The organism is Campylobacter sp. BCW_6877, assembly GCF_001762445.1.
In the GTDB taxonomy this organism is placed as follows: domain Bacteria; phylum Campylobacterota; class Campylobacteria; order Campylobacterales; family Campylobacteraceae; genus Campylobacter_D; species Campylobacter_D jejuni.
This window is the reverse complement of the sequence record NZ_MJWW01000011.1, coordinates 25675-41540: the sequence shown is the minus strand read 5'-3', so window position 1 is coordinate 41540 and position 15866 is coordinate 25675. Positions and strand designations below refer to the sequence as shown.

18 protein-coding genes and 1 pseudogene are annotated in these 15866 nt (G+C 29.0%); 7 read left to right on the top strand and 12 right to left on the bottom strand.

The window, feature by feature from the left end; translation table 11 throughout:
• Positions 1 to 96 precede the first annotated feature (96 nt).
• Genes AJ936_RS00750 through pheS form a run of 4 tightly spaced genes read right to left on the bottom strand, consistent with a single transcriptional unit; the run spans position 97 to position 5513 of the window.
• Positions 97 to 930 (bottom strand): 4-hydroxy-3-methylbut-2-enyl diphosphate reductase, encoded by an 834-nt coding sequence (locus AJ936_RS00750; protein WP_002861592.1) that lies wholly within the window; start codon positions 928 to 930, stop codon positions 97 to 99.
• On the bottom strand, positions 920 to 2206 hold the full coding sequence (gene aroA, locus AJ936_RS00745; protein WP_004305942.1) for a 3-phosphoshikimate 1-carboxyvinyltransferase: 1287 nt from the start codon (positions 2204 to 2206) through the stop codon (positions 920 to 922). Before aroA ends, AJ936_RS00750 begins: the two co-directional genes overlap by 11 nt.
• A complete protein-coding gene (gene pheT, locus AJ936_RS00740; protein ID WP_070210072.1) occupies positions 2203 to 4524 on the bottom strand; it encodes a phenylalanine--tRNA ligase subunit beta in 2322 nt (773 codons plus the stop codon). The genes aroA and pheT overlap by 4 nt, the downstream gene beginning before the upstream one ends.
• A complete protein-coding gene (pheS, locus tag AJ936_RS00735) occupies positions 4521 to 5513 on the bottom strand; it encodes a phenylalanine--tRNA ligase subunit alpha (RefSeq protein ID WP_002852567.1) in 993 nt (330 codons plus the stop codon). Before pheS ends, pheT begins: the two co-directional genes overlap by 4 nt.
• A 123-nt stretch (positions 5514 to 5636) precedes the next feature.
• Between pheS and AJ936_RS00730 the strand changes: the two genes are divergently transcribed.
• Positions 5637 to 6002 (top strand): histidine triad nucleotide-binding protein, encoded by a 366-nt coding sequence (locus AJ936_RS00730; RefSeq protein WP_070210071.1) that lies wholly within the window; start codon positions 5637 to 5639, stop codon positions 6000 to 6002.
• Between the two features lie 29 nt (positions 6003 to 6031).
• On the opposite strand, the gene AJ936_RS00725 is transcribed toward AJ936_RS00730, so the two are convergent.
• Positions 6032 to 6601, bottom strand: coding sequence for a DJ-1 family glyoxalase III (locus AJ936_RS00725; RefSeq protein ID WP_070210070.1), 570 nt, complete (start codon positions 6599 to 6601; stop codon positions 6032 to 6034).
• Positions 6594 to 6773: a hypothetical protein gene (locus AJ936_RS00720; protein WP_079860285.1), complete on the bottom strand. Its 180-nt coding sequence runs from the start codon at positions 6771 to 6773 to the stop codon at positions 6594 to 6596. Before AJ936_RS00720 ends, AJ936_RS00725 begins: the two co-directional genes overlap by 8 nt.
• An 82-nt stretch (positions 6774 to 6855) precedes the next feature.
• Here AJ936_RS00720 and AJ936_RS00715 point away from each other — a divergent pair, with 82 nt between their 5' ends.
• Both AJ936_RS00715 and AJ936_RS00710 read left to right on the top strand, forming a co-directional pair.
• Positions 6856 to 7599, top strand: coding sequence for an amino acid ABC transporter permease (locus AJ936_RS00715; RefSeq protein WP_002861598.1), 744 nt, complete (start codon positions 6856 to 6858; stop codon positions 7597 to 7599).
• Positions 7592 to 8320: an amino acid ABC transporter ATP-binding protein gene (locus AJ936_RS00710; protein WP_070210068.1), complete on the top strand. Its 729-nt coding sequence runs from the start codon at positions 7592 to 7594 to the stop codon at positions 8318 to 8320. The genes AJ936_RS00715 and AJ936_RS00710 overlap by 8 nt, the downstream gene beginning before the upstream one ends.
• 27 nt (positions 8321 to 8347) lie before the next feature.
• On the opposite strand, the gene AJ936_RS00705 is transcribed toward AJ936_RS00710, so the two are convergent.
• The 4 genes from AJ936_RS00705 to AJ936_RS00690 form a co-directional block, all read right to left on the bottom strand.
• Complete coding sequence (locus AJ936_RS00705; RefSeq protein WP_070273948.1) at positions 8348 to 9814, bottom strand: sodium:alanine symporter family protein; 1467 nt, start codon at positions 9812 to 9814, stop codon at positions 8348 to 8350.
• 103 nt (positions 9815 to 9917) lie between these two features.
• A complete protein-coding gene (locus AJ936_RS00700; RefSeq protein WP_053872821.1) occupies positions 9918 to 10385 on the bottom strand; it encodes a tRNA (cytidine(34)-2'-O)-methyltransferase in 468 nt (155 codons plus the stop codon).
• A gap of 2 nt (positions 10386 to 10387) precedes the next feature.
• Positions 10388 to 11374: an alanine racemase gene (locus tag AJ936_RS00695; RefSeq protein WP_002861602.1), complete on the bottom strand. Its 987-nt coding sequence runs from the start codon at positions 11372 to 11374 to the stop codon at positions 10388 to 10390.
• Positions 11375 to 12352 (bottom strand): murein L,D-transpeptidase family protein, encoded by a 978-nt coding sequence (locus AJ936_RS00690; protein WP_004305957.1) that lies wholly within the window; start codon positions 12350 to 12352, stop codon positions 11375 to 11377.
• A 153-nt stretch (positions 12353 to 12505) separates the two neighbouring features.
• Here AJ936_RS00690 and AJ936_RS09850 point away from each other — a divergent pair.
• From AJ936_RS09850 to AJ936_RS00670, 4 genes and pseudogenes are all read left to right on the top strand, one after another.
• Positions 12506 to 12962: pseudogene (locus AJ936_RS09850) on the top strand (hypothetical protein).
• Positions 12963 to 13048: 86 nt separating this feature from the next.
• Positions 13049 to 13468, top strand: coding sequence for a copper chaperone PCu(A)C (locus AJ936_RS00680; protein WP_053872822.1), 420 nt, complete (start codon positions 13049 to 13051; stop codon positions 13466 to 13468).
• A 3-nt stretch (positions 13469 to 13471) separates the two neighbouring features.
• Entirely contained in the window at positions 13472 to 13924 is a 453-nt protein-coding gene (locus tag AJ936_RS00675; RefSeq protein WP_053872823.1) for a hypothetical protein, read from the top strand.
• Positions 13921 to 14481: an SCO family protein gene (locus tag AJ936_RS00670; protein ID WP_070210066.1), complete on the top strand. Its 561-nt coding sequence runs from the start codon at positions 13921 to 13923 to the stop codon at positions 14479 to 14481. Before AJ936_RS00675 ends, AJ936_RS00670 begins: the two co-directional genes overlap by 4 nt.
• Before the next feature lie 6 nt (positions 14482 to 14487).
• Here the strand turns inward: AJ936_RS00670 and cysM are convergent, their stop codons facing one another.
• Together cysM and AJ936_RS00660 are read right to left on the bottom strand one after the other, a co-directional pair.
• Positions 14488 to 15387 (bottom strand): cysteine synthase B, encoded by a 900-nt coding sequence (cysM, locus tag AJ936_RS00665; RefSeq protein ID WP_070210065.1) that lies wholly within the window; start codon positions 15385 to 15387, stop codon positions 14488 to 14490.
• Between the two features lie 126 nt (positions 15388 to 15513).
• A complete protein-coding gene (locus AJ936_RS00660) occupies positions 15514 to 15810 on the bottom strand; it encodes an HU family DNA-binding protein (protein WP_002861608.1) in 297 nt (98 codons plus the stop codon).
• Positions 15811 to 15866 lie beyond the last annotated feature (56 nt).

Genomic DNA, 15866 nt, shown 5'->3' with positions numbered 1-15866 from the left:
TTTTACCTTATTTTTCTTTAATTAGTGTTAAGTTTTTTTATTTTTGTTAATTTTTTTTAAATTTTTGACTTTTTTATTCTATATTGAAAACATTTTTTAATTAATTTTAAAATTTTCTATTTTGGCGATAACTTTTTGTATGATCCAATCAGGAGTACTAGCACCTGCACTAATACCACAATGTTTTTTATCTAAAAACCATTCTTTTTTTAACTCTTCTTCGGTTTCAATTAGATAACTATCTTCACAATTGGTTTTTGCAATCAAAAAAAGTTGTTTTGTATTGGCTGAGTTTTTACCCCCTACAACAACCATAACATCACTTTTAAGCGAGAGTTCTTTAATGGCATCTTGATTTTTAAAGGTTGCATCACATATAGTATTAAAAACTCTTACTTCTTTGGTTTTAAGTATTAAAAAATTTACTATCTCCATAAAATGTTCAGGCTTCTTAGTTGTTTGGCTTACTACAGCTATTTTATTAGGAAGTTTTATATGTTGAAGCTCTTTTTTATCCAAAACTACATAAGCTTTTGTGCTTACATAACTTTTTACTCCTTTAACTTCGGGATGATTTTCATCTCCAAAAATAACAACTTCATAACCCTCCTTGCTCATTTGCTCGCAAATTTGTTGTGGCTTTGTAACAAAAGGACAAGTGGCATCAAAAATTTCTATATCTTTTTTTCTCAATTCTTCTAAATCTTGCTTTGTAATACCATGAGTTCTTATAATAGCCTTTTTTTCATTGCTTAAAGCTTTTATATTTTCCAAAGTTTTGACATTAAAATTTTTTTGTAAACGAGAAATTTCTTCGTTATTATGAATAAGAGGACCTATAGTTGCGGCATCTTTTATTTGTTCTGCTTTTTTAATAGCTCTTTTAACACCAAAACAAAAACCATAGTTTTTTGCTAATTCAATAATCAATCCTAGCTCCTAAATTTGATAAAATCTCTATAAAATTTGGAAAAGAAGTTTTTATACAATCACTATCATCAATCTCAACTCCACAAAGCAAACCTAAAATAGCAAAACTCATAGCAATACGGTGATCCCCATAGCTTTTAATTTTTGAAGATTTTAGTTCGCATCCACCTTCTATTTCAAAACCATCATCAAGTTCTCTAGCTTCAACACCACAAAGCTTTAGATTTTCAACCATCACAGCAATCCTATCGCTTTCTTTAACGCGCAATTCTTTAGCATTTATTAAACTAGATTTACCCTTAGCTAAAGCAAAAGCTATGGCCAAAGCAGGCGCTTCATCTATCAACCAAGCGATATTATCTTTAACTTCTATGCCATTAAGCTTGCTAGACTCTACCCTGATCTCACCAATAGTTTCAAAATCATTTTGAGTTATTGTCATTTCAAGTTTGGCGCCCATTTTTTGCAAAATTTTATACGCCTCTATACGAGTAGGATTAAGTAAAATATTTTTTAAAACAATTTGAGATTTAGGCAAAATAATAGCTACTAAAGCAAAATAGAAAGCCGAAGAAGGATCATTAGGAATGATTATATTTTGAGCTTTTAAAGGTTTTTTTAAAGGACTTATTTCAAGACTTAAGCCATCATTACTAACCCTTATCGGAGCTTTCATAGCCTTTAACATGTTTTCACTATGATTTCGACTAAGAGAAATTTCACTAAAAGTGCATACATTATCAGCTCTAAAAGCAGATAAAATCATAGCTGTTTTAACTTGAGCTGAAGAAATTTCGCTTTTATAGTTAAAAGCTTTTAAATTTTGACCTTCTATACAAAGTGGAGCTAAATTTGCCTCATTTCTTCCATAAATTCTAGCGCCTATTTGAGTAAGTGGTTTGTTTATCCTTCTCATAGGACGATTATTCAAATACTTATCTCCACTTAAAACAAAAAAACCAGAAATTCCTGCTAAAAATCCTATCATCAAACGCATAGCAGTTCCTGAATTTCCACAGTCTAAAATACAATTTGGAGATAAAATTTCTTTAGGGGGTATAATTTTGACGCAAGAATCTTTTTCTTCAATTTTAGCTCCAAGATTTTTTATAATTTCAAGAGTGTTTAAAGTATCTTGAGCTAAGAGATAATTTTGAGCCTTATTTTCTTCTTGTGTTAAAAGCGAAAATATAGCAAAACGATGAGATATGCTTTTATCTGCTGCTATATTTTCAAGTGTAGCATTTACAGGGGTTTGCAATTTGTAAATTTTCATCTTAAACCAAGACCCAAATTTTTAAGAGTATTTAAAATTTTATCCATGCATTCATTTACTTGATTATCTTCTAAAGTTTTATTTATATCCCTAAAAGAAAAACTTATGGTAATGCTATAAAATTCTTTAAGGTTTTCATCGCTATAAATATCAACTAAACGAAAATTTTCAAGTATTTCTAAATTTAATTCTTCGATACAATTTTTAATCTGATTGTATTCAAAACCTTTAGGTATTAACACGCTAAGATCTCTGGTGATAGCTGGGAATTTGGAATAAGGCTTAGCTATTTTAAAATCTTGCTTAATTAAATCTAAATCAAGTTCGCAAATATATGTTTTTGGCAAATCTCTCTCATTTTCTATTTTTAAATGCAAACGGCCTATAAAACCTACTTTAATATCTGATAGATAAATATCTGCTTGTTCATAAGGGCTTAAAATATTATATTTTGATGATTTTAGTTTAAAATCGCCTATAATATTTTTAATGTCTAAAAGAAAATCATAAAATTGCACCGATTCAGGTTTTGCCTTGTTGGAAATTTTAGCTTCTTCTTTTAAGCCAGAATGGATAAATGCGATACGATTTAATTCTTGATTATTGACATTGAAAACAACCCCTAGTTCAAAAAGTTTAATAATTTTTTTAGAATTTTTTGCATTTAAACTTGCTGCATTCAATAAATGATTTAAAAGGGTTGTTCTTAAAGTATTAAGTTCTGCTGTAATTGGATTGATTAGTTTTAATTTAACAGAGTCAAAACCCAATCTTTTAAGTTCTTCTTCATTGTCTAAAACATAATGTAAGCTTTCAAAATAACCACTAGCTACTGCTCTTTTCCTTAAATTTAAAAACTCAATATAATTTTTATATGCAGAATTTAAACGATTTTTTTCTACAAATTCTAAACCCTTGGAAGCAATATTATCAATACCTATAATTCTTACAACTTCTTCGCAAATATCTGATAAATTTTTAATATCAGGACGATGTAAAGGTGCTTTAACATTTATAAGCCCTTCGCCTGAAAGTATAAGTTCAAAACCTAATTTTTTCAATATTTTTAATACTTCATCTTTATCAACATTTTGCCCTATTATATCGCCAATACTTTCAATACTTATTGGTATGATTGGTAATTCTTTGTCGGTTAAAATTTGTTGAGAAGAACTATAAATAACAAGATTTGGAATCTGCTCAAAAATACTAAGTAAAAAATCCATTCCTAAATTTAATTTAGGCTCACTTCCCCTAAAACTTCTATAAAGTATTTTTTCATCTTGATCTTTATGATATATTTTAGCATCTGCAATCACCAATGGATCGGTATAATTAGCCTCAATAATAATTATTTTAGAATCATCTTTGCATCTACTTTCATTATTTTGGAAAATTCCGCTAAAGCTTAAAAGTTTATCTTTGTAAGATACTTTTGTTTCTCCATGCATTTGCTTGCTTAAATTGATGGTAAATTCTTCATCTTTTTCAGAAAAACTACTTAAATCATAAGCATTAAAAAGAACACCAGTTGAATGCGTTGCATAATTTAATAAATTTTCTATGGAATTTTTTCCCAAACTTTCAATTTGAGCAAGTCTTAAACTAAGCAATAAATTTGTTCGAATTTCTTCTTTTAGCTCTATGGCTCGATAATTATAAAGTCCATTAAGTTCTTTCTCAGCTGCTAAGCGCAAAATTCTACCAATACCTAAAACATTTTCACTTTCTTTGAATGGTTTTGGTTCTTTTAAATTTAAATTTAAAGCTGTAGCTAAATCACGAGCAATGCCATAAATACTTAAACAATCACCCCTATTAGGAGTAAGTTCTACTTCTATTAGCTCATCATTAAAAATTTCATAAGTATTTAAAGGTCTCCCAAGTTCTAATTTCCCTATACTCTCATCTAAAAGCATAATTCCTTCATTGATTTTTTCAAAACCCAGTTCTAAACTAGAACAAAGCATACCACAAGAATCCACTCCTCGTAATTTTGCTTCTTTTATTTCCATACCGTTTGGCATGATAGCACCTTTAGTTGCAACAGCTACAAATTGTCCTGCATCAACATTCGCAGCACCGCAGACAATTTGCAAGGTTTCGCTTCCGATATCAACTTGACAAATGCTTAATTTATCTGAATTTTCATGTTTAATTTTTTCCTTAACATAGCCTACAACAACTTTATCTGGAGCCTTTAAAGCGCCAACCCTATCAACTTCTATACCTATAGAGTTTAAAGTTTTAGCTATTTTATCCGAACTTATTTCTTCAAGTTCTAACCAATCATTCAACCAACTTTTAGTAATTATCATCTAAACTGCTCCAATAATCTCAAATCACCTTCAAATAAAGATCTTAAATCTGGAATTTGATGCAAAAGCATTGCAAAACGCTCTACTCCCAATCCAAAGGCATAACCACTTACATTTTCATAACCAACAAAATTATAAACATTAGGATCAACTATTCCACATCCTAAAACTTCAAGCCAACCTGTATGTTTGCAAACTCTACAACCCTTTCCTTTGCAAAACACACAAGAAATATCAACTTCAGCAGAAGGCTCTGTAAATGGGAAAAAACTTGGACGAAAACGAACTTTCACATCTCCGAACATATAACGCAAAAAATCTTCCAATACACTTTTTAAATTTGCAAAGCTAACCTTTTGCCCTTCTTCCACCACAAGGCCTTCAACTTGATGAAACATAGGAGTATGCGTAATATCAAAATCTCTTCTAAATACAGCACCAGGGGCTATCATCCTAATAGGAGGTTTTTGTGCAAGCATTGTCCGTATTTGCACTGGCGAAGTTTGTGTTCTTAAAAGCCTTTTATCATCAAAATAAAAGGTATCTTGCATATCTCTTGCAGGGTGAGATTTAGGCAAATTTAACGCTTCAAAATTATGAAAGTCATCTTCTATTAAAGGCCCTTTTTCTATGCTAAAATTCAAAGCTATAAAATACTCTATGATTTTATCCATGGTGCTCATAACAGGATGCAAGGCACCCGTTGTAATACTTTCATCAAAATAGTTAAAATTTAAAGCATCTTGTTTCATTCTTTCTTCTAAAGCAAGATTTTCCAAATCTTTAAATTTGGCTAAATAAGCCTCATTAAATATTTCTTTTTGTGCATTTAGTTTAGCAGCAAATTCTTTTTTCGCCTCATCTTCTAACTCTTTAAGTTTTGTAAAGCCTTCTGTTAAAATACCTTTTTTTCCAAGAACGGAAATCCTAATAGCTTCCAAATCATTTAAATTCTCACATTTTTGAATCTGTTCTATAAAATTTTGCAATTTTCTCACCTTAAAATAAAATATTTCAAGTTCTAATTCTATTAAAAACTATTTTAAATTCAGCATAAAAACCAAACTTTAAAGATATAATTGTATCAAACCAACAATAAAAAAGGATAAATAATGCAAGAAAAAACAATTTTTGAACTCATAGTTGAAGGTAAACTTTCATGCAATAAAGTACTTGAAAGTGACGATTTTCTAGCATTTCATGATATTGCACCCAAAGCACCCATACATATACTTATAATCCCTAAAAAACATTTTAAAGACTTTCAAGAATTTGATCCTGAACTTATGGCCAAAATGACAAGTTTCATACAAGAACTAGCTGTTCTTTTAGGTGTAGATAAAAGTGGATATCGCTTGGTAACAAACTGTGGAAAAAATAGTGGACAAGAAGTTTTTCATTTGCATTTTCATATGCTTGGAGGTTTTGAACTGCCTAAGGAAAAAACAAAAAAAGAAAATCCTCAAGCTTTATTTTAATTTAAATGGTAGAAAAACTACCATTTAAACTATTTTGTCAAAGGTAGCAACATTCCCTCATATAATTTTTGATAAATTTCATCACCGCATAACTTTTTAGCTAATTCTAAACCAAAAAGAATTGCCGTAGCTGGACCTGCTGAAGTTATAACATTTTTATTTACAACTACAGCCTTGTTAACACGATTTCCATTAAGTCCAACTTCACAACTAGGATAGCAAGCAAACTCGCCCTCTAAAACACCTGCTTCATTTAAGACTATAGGAGAAGCACAGATTGCGGCAACAATTTTATTGTTGCTATGAAGTTGTTTAATGATATTTAAAATAATATTTGAATTCTTAAGATTCATCATACCTTCAAAACCACCCGCCAAAGCAATGGCATCTAAATTTTCTATATCAACATCCTCTATAGAATAATCTGCTTTTACACTAATGCCATTAGCACCCTTTACTAATAACTCACTATTTAGCGAAGCTATAACAACTTCCAAATCTGGATTTAATTCTCTTGCTCGTTTTAAAACATCTGCAATTCCTATAAATTCAGCTTCTTCAAAACCTTGAGCCAATGGAATTAATACTTTTTTACTCATTTTGTTCTCCTTTTTTATATTTTTTAAATCTTTCTTCTCTTTCTTTGTTTTTTTGCATCATTTGATGATTGAATCCTATGACCAAAACAATCATTAAAAACACAAAAATAGCTATTAGAATGAAATCTAAAATTTCCATAAATACAACCTTATTTTTAGGAAATTCTAACATATTTTTTTAAATCTTTAGAGAAAATTCAAAGATATTTCTATAAAATCTTTTTTTAAATAATTTCTCTGAAAAGGTTTACAAATTGAATCAGAAAAATATAAGAATTTTTGTTTTTTTTGTTATTATTATTTTATGGGGCTATTTTTCTTTCCCGATAGAAATATTAAAAATTCAAGATCCTAGTGGAGTTGTAAGCTATGGCTATACAGAAAACGCAAAAGCTTATTTAAAAAGTTATCTTATTACGCTTTTATTAACTGCTTGTGCTGTTATTATCGGAGTGATTATTGGTTTTAGCTTAGCTATTTTACGCTTCTCTAAATTTAAAACACTTAATTTTATTATAGATGAATATATAGACATTATACGAGGAACACCAGTAATTTTACAATTGATGATTTTTGCTTTTGTAATTTTTACTTTTATAGATAACCTTTATGCAGCCATTCTTGCACTAGGACTTAATAGCTCGGCTTATATAGCAGAAATTGTAAGAAGTGGCATTAATAGTGTGGATAAAGGACAAATGGAAGCTGCAAGAGCAATGGGACTTGATTACAAAACTTCAATGAAAGAAATTATTCTTCCTCAGGCTACTAAAAACATTCTACCTGCATTAGCTAATGAATTTATTTCTTTATTTAAGGAAACTTCTGTTGTAGGATTTATTAGTGTTGTTGATATTACCATGCAAAGTCAAAGCTTGCAAGCCGTACTTTACAATCCAAAACCTATTATTTTCACTGGACTTGTTTATTACGTAAGTGTAAAAATTTTTAGTTATTTTGCAAAAAAACTTGAACTTAGGATGAATAAAAATGATTGAAGTTAAAAATTTACAAAAAAAATATGGAGAATTAGAAGTTTTAAAAAATATTAACACTACAATCTCAAAAGGCGATGTAATAGCTATCATAGGTCCAAGTGGAGGCGGAAAAAGTACATTTTTACGCTGCATCAATCGCTTAGAAGTAGCTGATAGTGGGGAAATTTTAATCAATAAGCAAAACATACTTGATAAAGAAATTGATATTAATAAGATCAGGCAAAAAGTTAGCATGGTATTTCAGCATTTTAATCTTTTTGCTAATAAAAATGTTATGGAAAATTTATGTTTAACGCCCATTAAAACAGGAATTTTAAGTCAAGAAGAAGCCATAAAAAAAGCAAAAATACTTCTTGCTAAGGTGGGTTTAGCAGACAAAGAAAATATAATGCCCCATAAGCTCTCTGGTGGACAAAAACAACGCATAGCTATTGCTAGAAGCTTGATGATGAATCCTGATGTTATTTTATTTGATGAACCTACTTCAGCTCTAGATCCTGAAATGATAGGTGAGGTTCTAAGCATTATGAAAGATGTTGCAAAAGAAGGTTTAACTATGCTTGTGGTAACCCATGAAATGGGTTTTGCTAGAAATGTTGCCAATCGTATATTTTTTATGGATAAAGGAAAAATTGCTGTTGATTCAAGCCCTAAAGAAGTATTTGAAAATCCTAACAATGAAAGATTGAGAGAATTTTTAAACAAAGTTTTAAATCATTAATTCATAAGCCACTAAGGCTTATGAATTTTAATCCCAACATTCAGCGTTTTTAATTCCAAGTTTGCTAGCGTTAAATTTAGGATCTATACCAGATTTTTGTTGTGTATTAAAATCTTTTAAAACTTTATTTACTATACCACCTAAAAGCAATAAAGATATAATATTTGTCGTTGCCATGAAGGCCATAGTCAAATCAGCCAAATTCCAAGCAAGTTTTAAATTCATTTGAGAACCTATAAAAATCATAGCCACAGCTGTAATTCTAAACAAATTCATTGCAAATTTGGAATTTGTTAAATACTTAACATTAGCTTGAGCATAATAATAATTTCCTATTAAAGAAGTTATTGCAAAAAGAACAATAGCTATAGTAATAAAATGGATTCCAAAGCTACCATAATACTCACGCATAGCTTCTTGAACTAAAGGCATTCCACCATCAATTTTACTTTCTCCAAGCCCTAAATATGCCATAGAAAAAAGAACTAAAAATCCAGAACTTGTACAAACAACAACATCAATTAGAACCGAAAAGGCTTGTATAACACCTTGTTTGGCTGGATGACTTGTCAAAGCTGCTGCAGCTGCATTAGGTGCTGAGCCCATACCCGCTTCATTTGAAAAAAGTCCTCTTTTAATCCCTATAACTAAAGCAGAACCAGCAAAACCACCAAAAATCGCTTTAAAATCAAAAGCACTTTGTAAAATCATATGAACCACAGAAGGAATTTTATCAAAATTCATTAAAACAGCAATCACGGCAAGTAAAACATAAGCTAAAGCCATAAAAGGAACAATTAAAGAACTAATTTTACCTATTTTAGTATGGTGAGAAAAAAACATCCATGCACCAAAAATAGTTAAAACAATACCAATAATCATTGGCCAAGAACTTGATGCAAAATCTACAGCAGCATTTGGATTAAACATATCATAATAAACTTTAAAAGACGAAGTCATTGTTTGACTTTGAAGTCCGTTAAATCCATAAGCATAAGTAATAATAAGAATAAAAGCAAAAAAAGCTCCAAAAAAATATGAGCCTAAGGCTTTTTTTATATAATAAGCTGGACCACCTTTAAAACCACCTGTATCATCTTTTGATTTGTAAACTTGAGCTAAGGTACTTTCAGCAAATGCTGAGGCACCACCAAAAAATGCCATAACCCACATCCAAAATAAAGCACCAGCGCCACCTGTAGCCAATGCCAAAGAAATTCCAGCGATATTTCCTATACCAACTCTAGAAGCAGTTGAGATCATCAATGCCTGAAAAGGTGAAATATGTTCTTTAGTGTGTCCTTTGTTTTTTTCTGTAAGAATTTTAAATACAGAACTCAACATACGAAACTGAACAAAGCGAGTTAAAAAACTATAATAAAGCCCACAAACAATAAGTAAAACTACCATAATAATGTCTGTATTTGGGACAATCTTATTAGCTATAATATCAGACGCTTTATTGGCAAAATCTAGCATAATATCTAAATTCATCCAAACTCCTCAAAAAATAATCTAAATTTTACTTTAACATAATTTTTATAAAAAGGACTTTATGATTTTATTTGTTTTAAGTTATTGTGTAAATTTGAAACTTTTAAGAAACAAAATTGCTAAAATTTTGTCTTAAAGCTTCATAAGAAATTATACCAACGCTTGTAGCTAAATTTAAACTTCTTCCATAAGATTTCATAGGTATAGTTATAGCATTTTCCCAATTTATTTGCATTAATTCCATAGGTAAGCCATAACTCTCACTTCCAAAGAATAAGAAATCATTTTTTTGAAATTCTGCATCAAAATAAGCTTTTTGACTCTTAGTTGTTGCGAAAAAAAAGCGATTTTTATAAATAATATTTTCATTTAAAAATTCTTCAAGATTCTCCCAAATAATAGGCTCTAATTTATCCCAGTAATCAAGCCCTGCTCTTCTAACAGCTTTTTGAGAAACATCAAAAACAGTTGGTTTAACAATATGAAGTTTAAAACCAGCATTAAAGCACATTCTACCTATACTACCTGTATTTTGCGGTATTCTAGGGTGAACTAAAACTATATTAAACATATTTATACTAAAACTCTTTGAATGTTAGGGTTTAATTTTACTAAAATTTCATAGTTAATAGTATGAAAAAAATCAGCCCAAATATCAGCATCTTTAAACACGCAAATTTCCTCGCCAGAATTTTCACAAGAAAAACTATCCATTGACATCTTTCCAAGTATTACTTTTCCATTTCCAAGCACTAACTCCCCTTTTCCATTGTAACGGAAAAGACCATCAGCATAACCCAAATCATAAGTTGCTACTTCCATATCCTTTGCAGCAGTAAAAATGCCTCCATATCCTATACTCTGTCCTTTTTGTAAAATCCTTTGACTTAATCTATGAGCATACAAACTTAAAACTCTTTTTAAATTTGATTCCCCGTATCCAAATTGAACAAGCCCAACTCTACAATATTCATCTTCAGGAATTTTCCCTCTAAATAATGCTGCAGAATTATGCGAATGAAATAATAAATTTGAAAAATATTTTTTTACTATCTTTTTAGCTTTTTGAAAATTTTCTTTTTGAACAAAAAAACTTCCATCCATTTCATCTGCACTAGCAAAATGTGTAAACATTCCAGTAAGTTTTAAATCACTACTTCGAATAAGATTTATAGCATGCTCTAAATTTTCTACACAAATTCCGTTGCGATGCATGCCTGTATCTATTTTTAGATGTATTTTTATATCTTGCTTGTATTTTTTTACTTGGGAAATATCATTTAAAGCATAAATAAATCGAGAATTTTCATTACCATGAGGACGATGTGATAGTATTAATATATTCTCAAAAAATTCTTCGATTTCTTGAGCTTCTTCTTCACTCTTAACAGCAACAAAAGAAACTCCTAAATTTTTGGCTAATGGAGCTAAAAGCTTAGCTCCATGTCCATATGCATTATCTTTAAAAACGCAAATTAATCTTTGAAAACTCCCTATTTTTTTAGCAATATGTCTTAAATTATATTCATAAGCTTTTTGATCAATTTTTATTAAAGACATTTATTGCTCTGCTAAAATTTTCATTTTACCTTTACTATCTATCTTAACGTATAAAATTTTATCGCCTCTAAACTGATAGTTTTTAGTGTAATAATCCTCATAAAATGAAATTCTATACATAGTTTCATTTTCTAAATTCGGATAAGGGCTGATATTAATATCTGAAAATTTAATCTTTTTATCTTCTTTACGAGAAAAAATAGATTTTTTCATGGAAGCAAACTGTTCAAATTTCATTTTATCAAAACGTTTAAATTCTTGCTCATCATAAAAACTTAAATAGGTATTAGTATCACTATTTGTCCAAGCTAGTTTCCATGTAAAAAGATCAGCCAATAAACTAGCTATTTGATCCTTTTTAGCTCTAATTTTTTCTTTTTCTTCTGTCATAACAAAAACTTTTTTGTCTTGCACAACTTGTGCAAATTTCTCCAAATTGTTATTAAATAAAGCAATACACCCTCTTGTTTTAAATTCATCAAGTCTAGAACCATCTAAAGGATAGCCATGGATCCAAATACCACCACCTGTTTTTCCTTGTACTTTATCAAGTAAATTTGGATAAGTTGTAGCAAAAGCAAAGGGACCATAATAAGGATCACCTGGATTAAACTTACGACCTAGCTCATAAAAACCTACTGGCGTTTTCAAATCTCCTTCTATTTTTTTATCGCCCATTAATCCAGTTATTATTTCTTTTTGTTCAAAATCTTTTCTTATTTTTCCATCCTCGTAAGAATAAACACGGAGAATTTTATCTGTTTTATTTGCAAGCACGATAGCAACATTATCATCATAATATCCGAGTGAAATATTTTTATCTCCTATTTCACTTAACCAAAAATCCTTTTGAGTTAATTCTTTTTCAATCGCTACGCCAACAGCATCTAACCCTTGATTAAGATAAATTTTAACAAGATCTGAGGCATGCAACATCAATGAAGAAAGTGTAATTAATAAAGTAAGTCGTTTTAACAATGTTTTTCCTTAGGTATTTCAAAATTTTTTAAGTCAAAAATGTTTGTGATTATAATATTTTTTTTCTTAAAAAATATTAATTATATTAATAATGCGACCTTATTTATGATATAATTTTTATAAATCATAAAGGCTTGTTTTAAAAGGTTGTCTATAGTGGTAAGAAATTTTTATAGAAATATCTTTTTAGGCATTTTGTTTTTAGCTTTTTATGCATTATATGATAAAAAGAAAGTATATTTAGCTTAAATACATGCCAAGATCTAGCTTGTGACTTAAATTTACAAGATTGTGTTTTTTCTTTTAATAAAAAAATATTGAAGTTTCAGCCTACCCAAAACCTATAAAAATTTTCAATAAAACTACTATAAAAATTAAAAATTCTCCTCATTATTCTAATTTAAAGATTAAAATTTATAGTTTAAATTCCTAATATAGGCGATATCATTCCTAAAAAATTTATATAGTTAATGGTGATATTCTTATAAATTTTATAGATAGAAGTATTACCAATGATTCTAGATTTAGGGTTGAATTTTTATCCAGCTGGTTTTTTCTTTGATTGTGATGTTACTATGCAAAAAATTTTCAAACAGGTAATACACATTGAAAGATTTTAAAAAATTTATATTCAAATAAAAATATTTTTTGATATAATGAACAAATATTTAATATTATAAAAATAAGGATGCAAATATGAAAAAAATTCTTCTCTTAGGCGCTCTTTTTGCTGTAAATCTTTGGGCTGTTAATGATATAGAGGTAAAAAATGCTTTTGTAAAACAAACTCCACCTCATGCGAAAAATAGTGCTATTTTTCTTACCATTTTTAATAATACTGATAAAGATATTGCTTTAATAGGCGTCAAAAGCGATATCAGTGAAGCAAGTGAACTGCATACACATATACACAAAGATGGAAAAATGATGATGCAAAAAATTCCTGAAATTATTATAAAAGCTCATTCAAGCACAGAGCTTAAATCAGGAGGTTACCATATAATGCTTTTAAAACTAAAAAAACCTATTATTAAAGATATGAAGGTAAATTTAGATTTAAAATTTAATAATCACAAAACCATAGAGTTAAAAAATATTGATTCTAAAGAATTCTAATTAATGAGAAAAATTATTTTTATCCTAGCTTTTGCTTTTGTTATTGCTACTTTATATATTATTTTTGATTTTTATATAATAAAAGATTCTCAAAAAATAACAAAAGCTGATTTTTCCACCCCATTGACTTGCGATCTTAATGTTAAAGACTGCACATATAGTTTTAATAATAAAGAAGTCTTAATTTCCCTAAATCCTAAACCCTTACAATCTTTAGATGTTACAAATCTAAAGATTGTAAATCTAGGAAATTATAACAACTTAGGAATTAAAATTTATGGATTAAATATGTATATGGGTGAAATTAAGCCTAAAATACATCGATTAAATTCAACAGACTATGAAAGCAAAATAGTTCTTGCTACTTGTGTTTTAGATACTATGCGTTTTAGGGTAGAATTTATGGATAATAATAAACCCATAGGGTTTTATTTTGATTTTGAGCTAAAAAAATGAAAAAAAATATTATTTTATTTATAGTTATAGTTGCCATTATTTTAGGTGTAATATTTTTTATTAAAAATCATCAAAATTCTTATGATTTTATCTTGAAATCAGATTTAAAAGAGGAAGCCACCCTAAAAGATTTTAAAGGAGATAAGCTTATTATCTATTTTGGATACACTTATTGCCCTGATGTTTGTCCGGCAACTCTTAGTTTAGTAGGCAAAGCCTTAAAGCAAATCAATAATCCTAAGGCTCACCTTCTTTTTATTTCTTTAGATCTAAATAGAGATAATAACTTAAGTAATACAAACGAATGGTTACGATACTTTTACCCAAAAGCAGATGCTTTAATTGCAAAAGATGAAAAAACTCTTCAAAAAATAACAAAACAATATAATATTCAATATCAAAAAATAGATCTAAATGATTCTTTTATGGGTTATTCTATAGCACATAGCAATATGCTTTATCTTATTGATGAAAAAGGTCATTTTTATAAAGAAATTAGCGATTTAAATCCACAAGAAATTTTAAGAGAACTTAGAATTTTTCTAAATTCTCAATAATCATACTTAAGCAAAAAGATCAGTTGAGAGGTATCTTTCAGCCGTATCGTTTAGCATAGTTAAAATTCTTTTATCTGGAAATTTCTTTGCTAGCATACTTGCGGCAAATACATTTGCTCCACTTGATATACCTACCATTAAACCACTTTTGGCAAGTTCTTTGGCTGTATTTATAGCATCTTCATTACTTACCGTGATCACTTCATCTATAACTTCTTTATTTAAAATAGCAGGTATAAAATTCGCCCCTATTCCTTGTATTTTATGGCTTCCCGCTTCACCTTTGCTAAGCAATGGAGAATTTAGAGGCTCGACTCCAACAATATGCACTTTTTCTAATTTTTCTTTTAGTATTTCCCCAACTCCACTAATAGTACCGCCAGTTCCAAAACCAGCTACAAAAATATCAAGTTTATTATCCAAATCTCTTAAAATTTCTAAAGCCGTATTCTTACGATGCGCATTTTTATTTGAAATATTTTCAAATTGAGAAATCATAAAAGAATTTGGAGTATTTAACAATATTTCATTTGCTTTATCAACCGCTCCTTTCATTCCTAAATTTGCAGGAGTTAATTCTAACCTAGCGCCAAAGAGTGTTATCATTTTTCTTCTTTCTAAACTCATAGATTCAGGCATTACAGCAATAAATTTAAGTCCCAAATCTGCACAAATCATAGCCAAAGAAATTCCAGTATTCCCACTAGTTGCTTCAACTATTGTAGTATCTTGATTAATTTTTTTACTATCTAAAGCATCTTTAATCATTTCAAAAGCTGCTCTATCTTTTATAGAATGACTAGGATTTAAAAATTCGCATTTAGCAAAAACATTGATACCAAATTTTTTCAAATGTATAATGGGAGTATTTCCTATAAGCTCACTTACTTTTTCATGTACTTTCATAATTTTAATATCCTTTTTTATTTAATAATGATAGTTTTATAAAAGTTTAAAAAAATAAAGTAAATAAAAGATGCAAAATATCCGAATCAATCAAGAAAGAAGGCTAGAATTTATCTAGCCGAAGTTTTATTTTTTCTTTTTGTTGCTTGCTTTTGCAACAGCTTCTTTAAGGTTTTTACCTACCTTAAATTTTGCAACTCTTGTAGCAGGAACTTTAATTGTTTTTCCTGTGCTTGGTACTCTAGCTTCTCTAGCAGCTCTTTCTTGAGTTGAAAAAGTACCAAAACCAATAAAACTGATGCTATCACCTTTAGCTAAAACATCAGTAATAGTAGAAATAACTGCATCAGTAGCAGTAGTAGCGTCTTTTTTTGTTAGCCCAGCTGTTTGAGCAACTAATGAAATGAAATCTGCTTTAGTCATAAAAGCTCCTTTGTTTTAATTGAAACGCCTAATTTTAGCATATTTAAAAAACAATA

Bases quoted from the DNA above. Each gene is read 5' to 3' on its own strand.
- AJ936_RS00670 (WP_070210066.1), top strand. From the start codon at position 13,921: ATGAAAAAAAATATTATTTTATTTATAGTTATAGTTGCCATTATTTTA.
- AJ936_RS00675 (WP_053872823.1), top strand. From the start codon at position 13,472: ATGAGAAAAATTATTTTTATCCTAGCTTTTGCTTTTGTTATTGCTACT.
- AJ936_RS00695 (WP_002861602.1), bottom strand. From the start codon at position 11,374: ATGTCTTTAATAAAAATTGATCAAAAAGCTTATGAATATAATTTAAGA.
- pheT (WP_070210072.1), bottom strand. From the start codon at position 4,524: ATGATAATTACTAAAAGTTGGTTGAATGATTGGTTAGAACTTGAAGAA.
- cysM (WP_070210065.1), bottom strand. From the start codon at position 15,387: ATGAAAGTACATGAAAAAGTAAGTGAGCTTATAGGAAATACTCCCATT.
- AJ936_RS00680 (WP_053872822.1), top strand. From the start codon at position 13,049: ATGAAAAAAATTCTTCTCTTAGGCGCTCTTTTTGCTGTAAATCTTTGG.
- AJ936_RS00710 (WP_070210068.1), top strand. From the start codon at position 7,592: ATGATTGAAGTTAAAAATTTACAAAAAAAATATGGAGAATTAGAAGTT.
- AJ936_RS00660 (WP_002861608.1), bottom strand. From the start codon at position 15,810: ATGACTAAAGCAGATTTCATTTCATTAGTTGCTCAAACAGCTGGGCTA.
- AJ936_RS00700 (WP_053872821.1), bottom strand. From the start codon at position 10,385: ATGTTTAATATAGTTTTAGTTCACCCTAGAATACCGCAAAATACAGGT.
- AJ936_RS00725 (WP_070210070.1), bottom strand. From the start codon at position 6,601: ATGAGTAAAAAAGTATTAATTCCATTGGCTCAAGGTTTTGAAGAAGCT.
- aroA (WP_004305942.1), bottom strand. From the start codon at position 2,206: ATGAAAATTTACAAATTGCAAACCCCTGTAAATGCTACACTTGAAAAT.
- AJ936_RS00705 (WP_070273948.1), bottom strand. From the start codon at position 9,814: ATGAATTTAGATATTATGCTAGATTTTGCCAATAAAGCGTCTGATATT.
- AJ936_RS00730 (WP_070210071.1), top strand. From the start codon at position 5,637: ATGCAAGAAAAAACAATTTTTGAACTCATAGTTGAAGGTAAACTTTCA.
- AJ936_RS00720 (WP_079860285.1), bottom strand. From the start codon at position 6,773: ATGTTAGAATTTCCTAAAAATAAGGTTGTATTTATGGAAATTTTAGAT.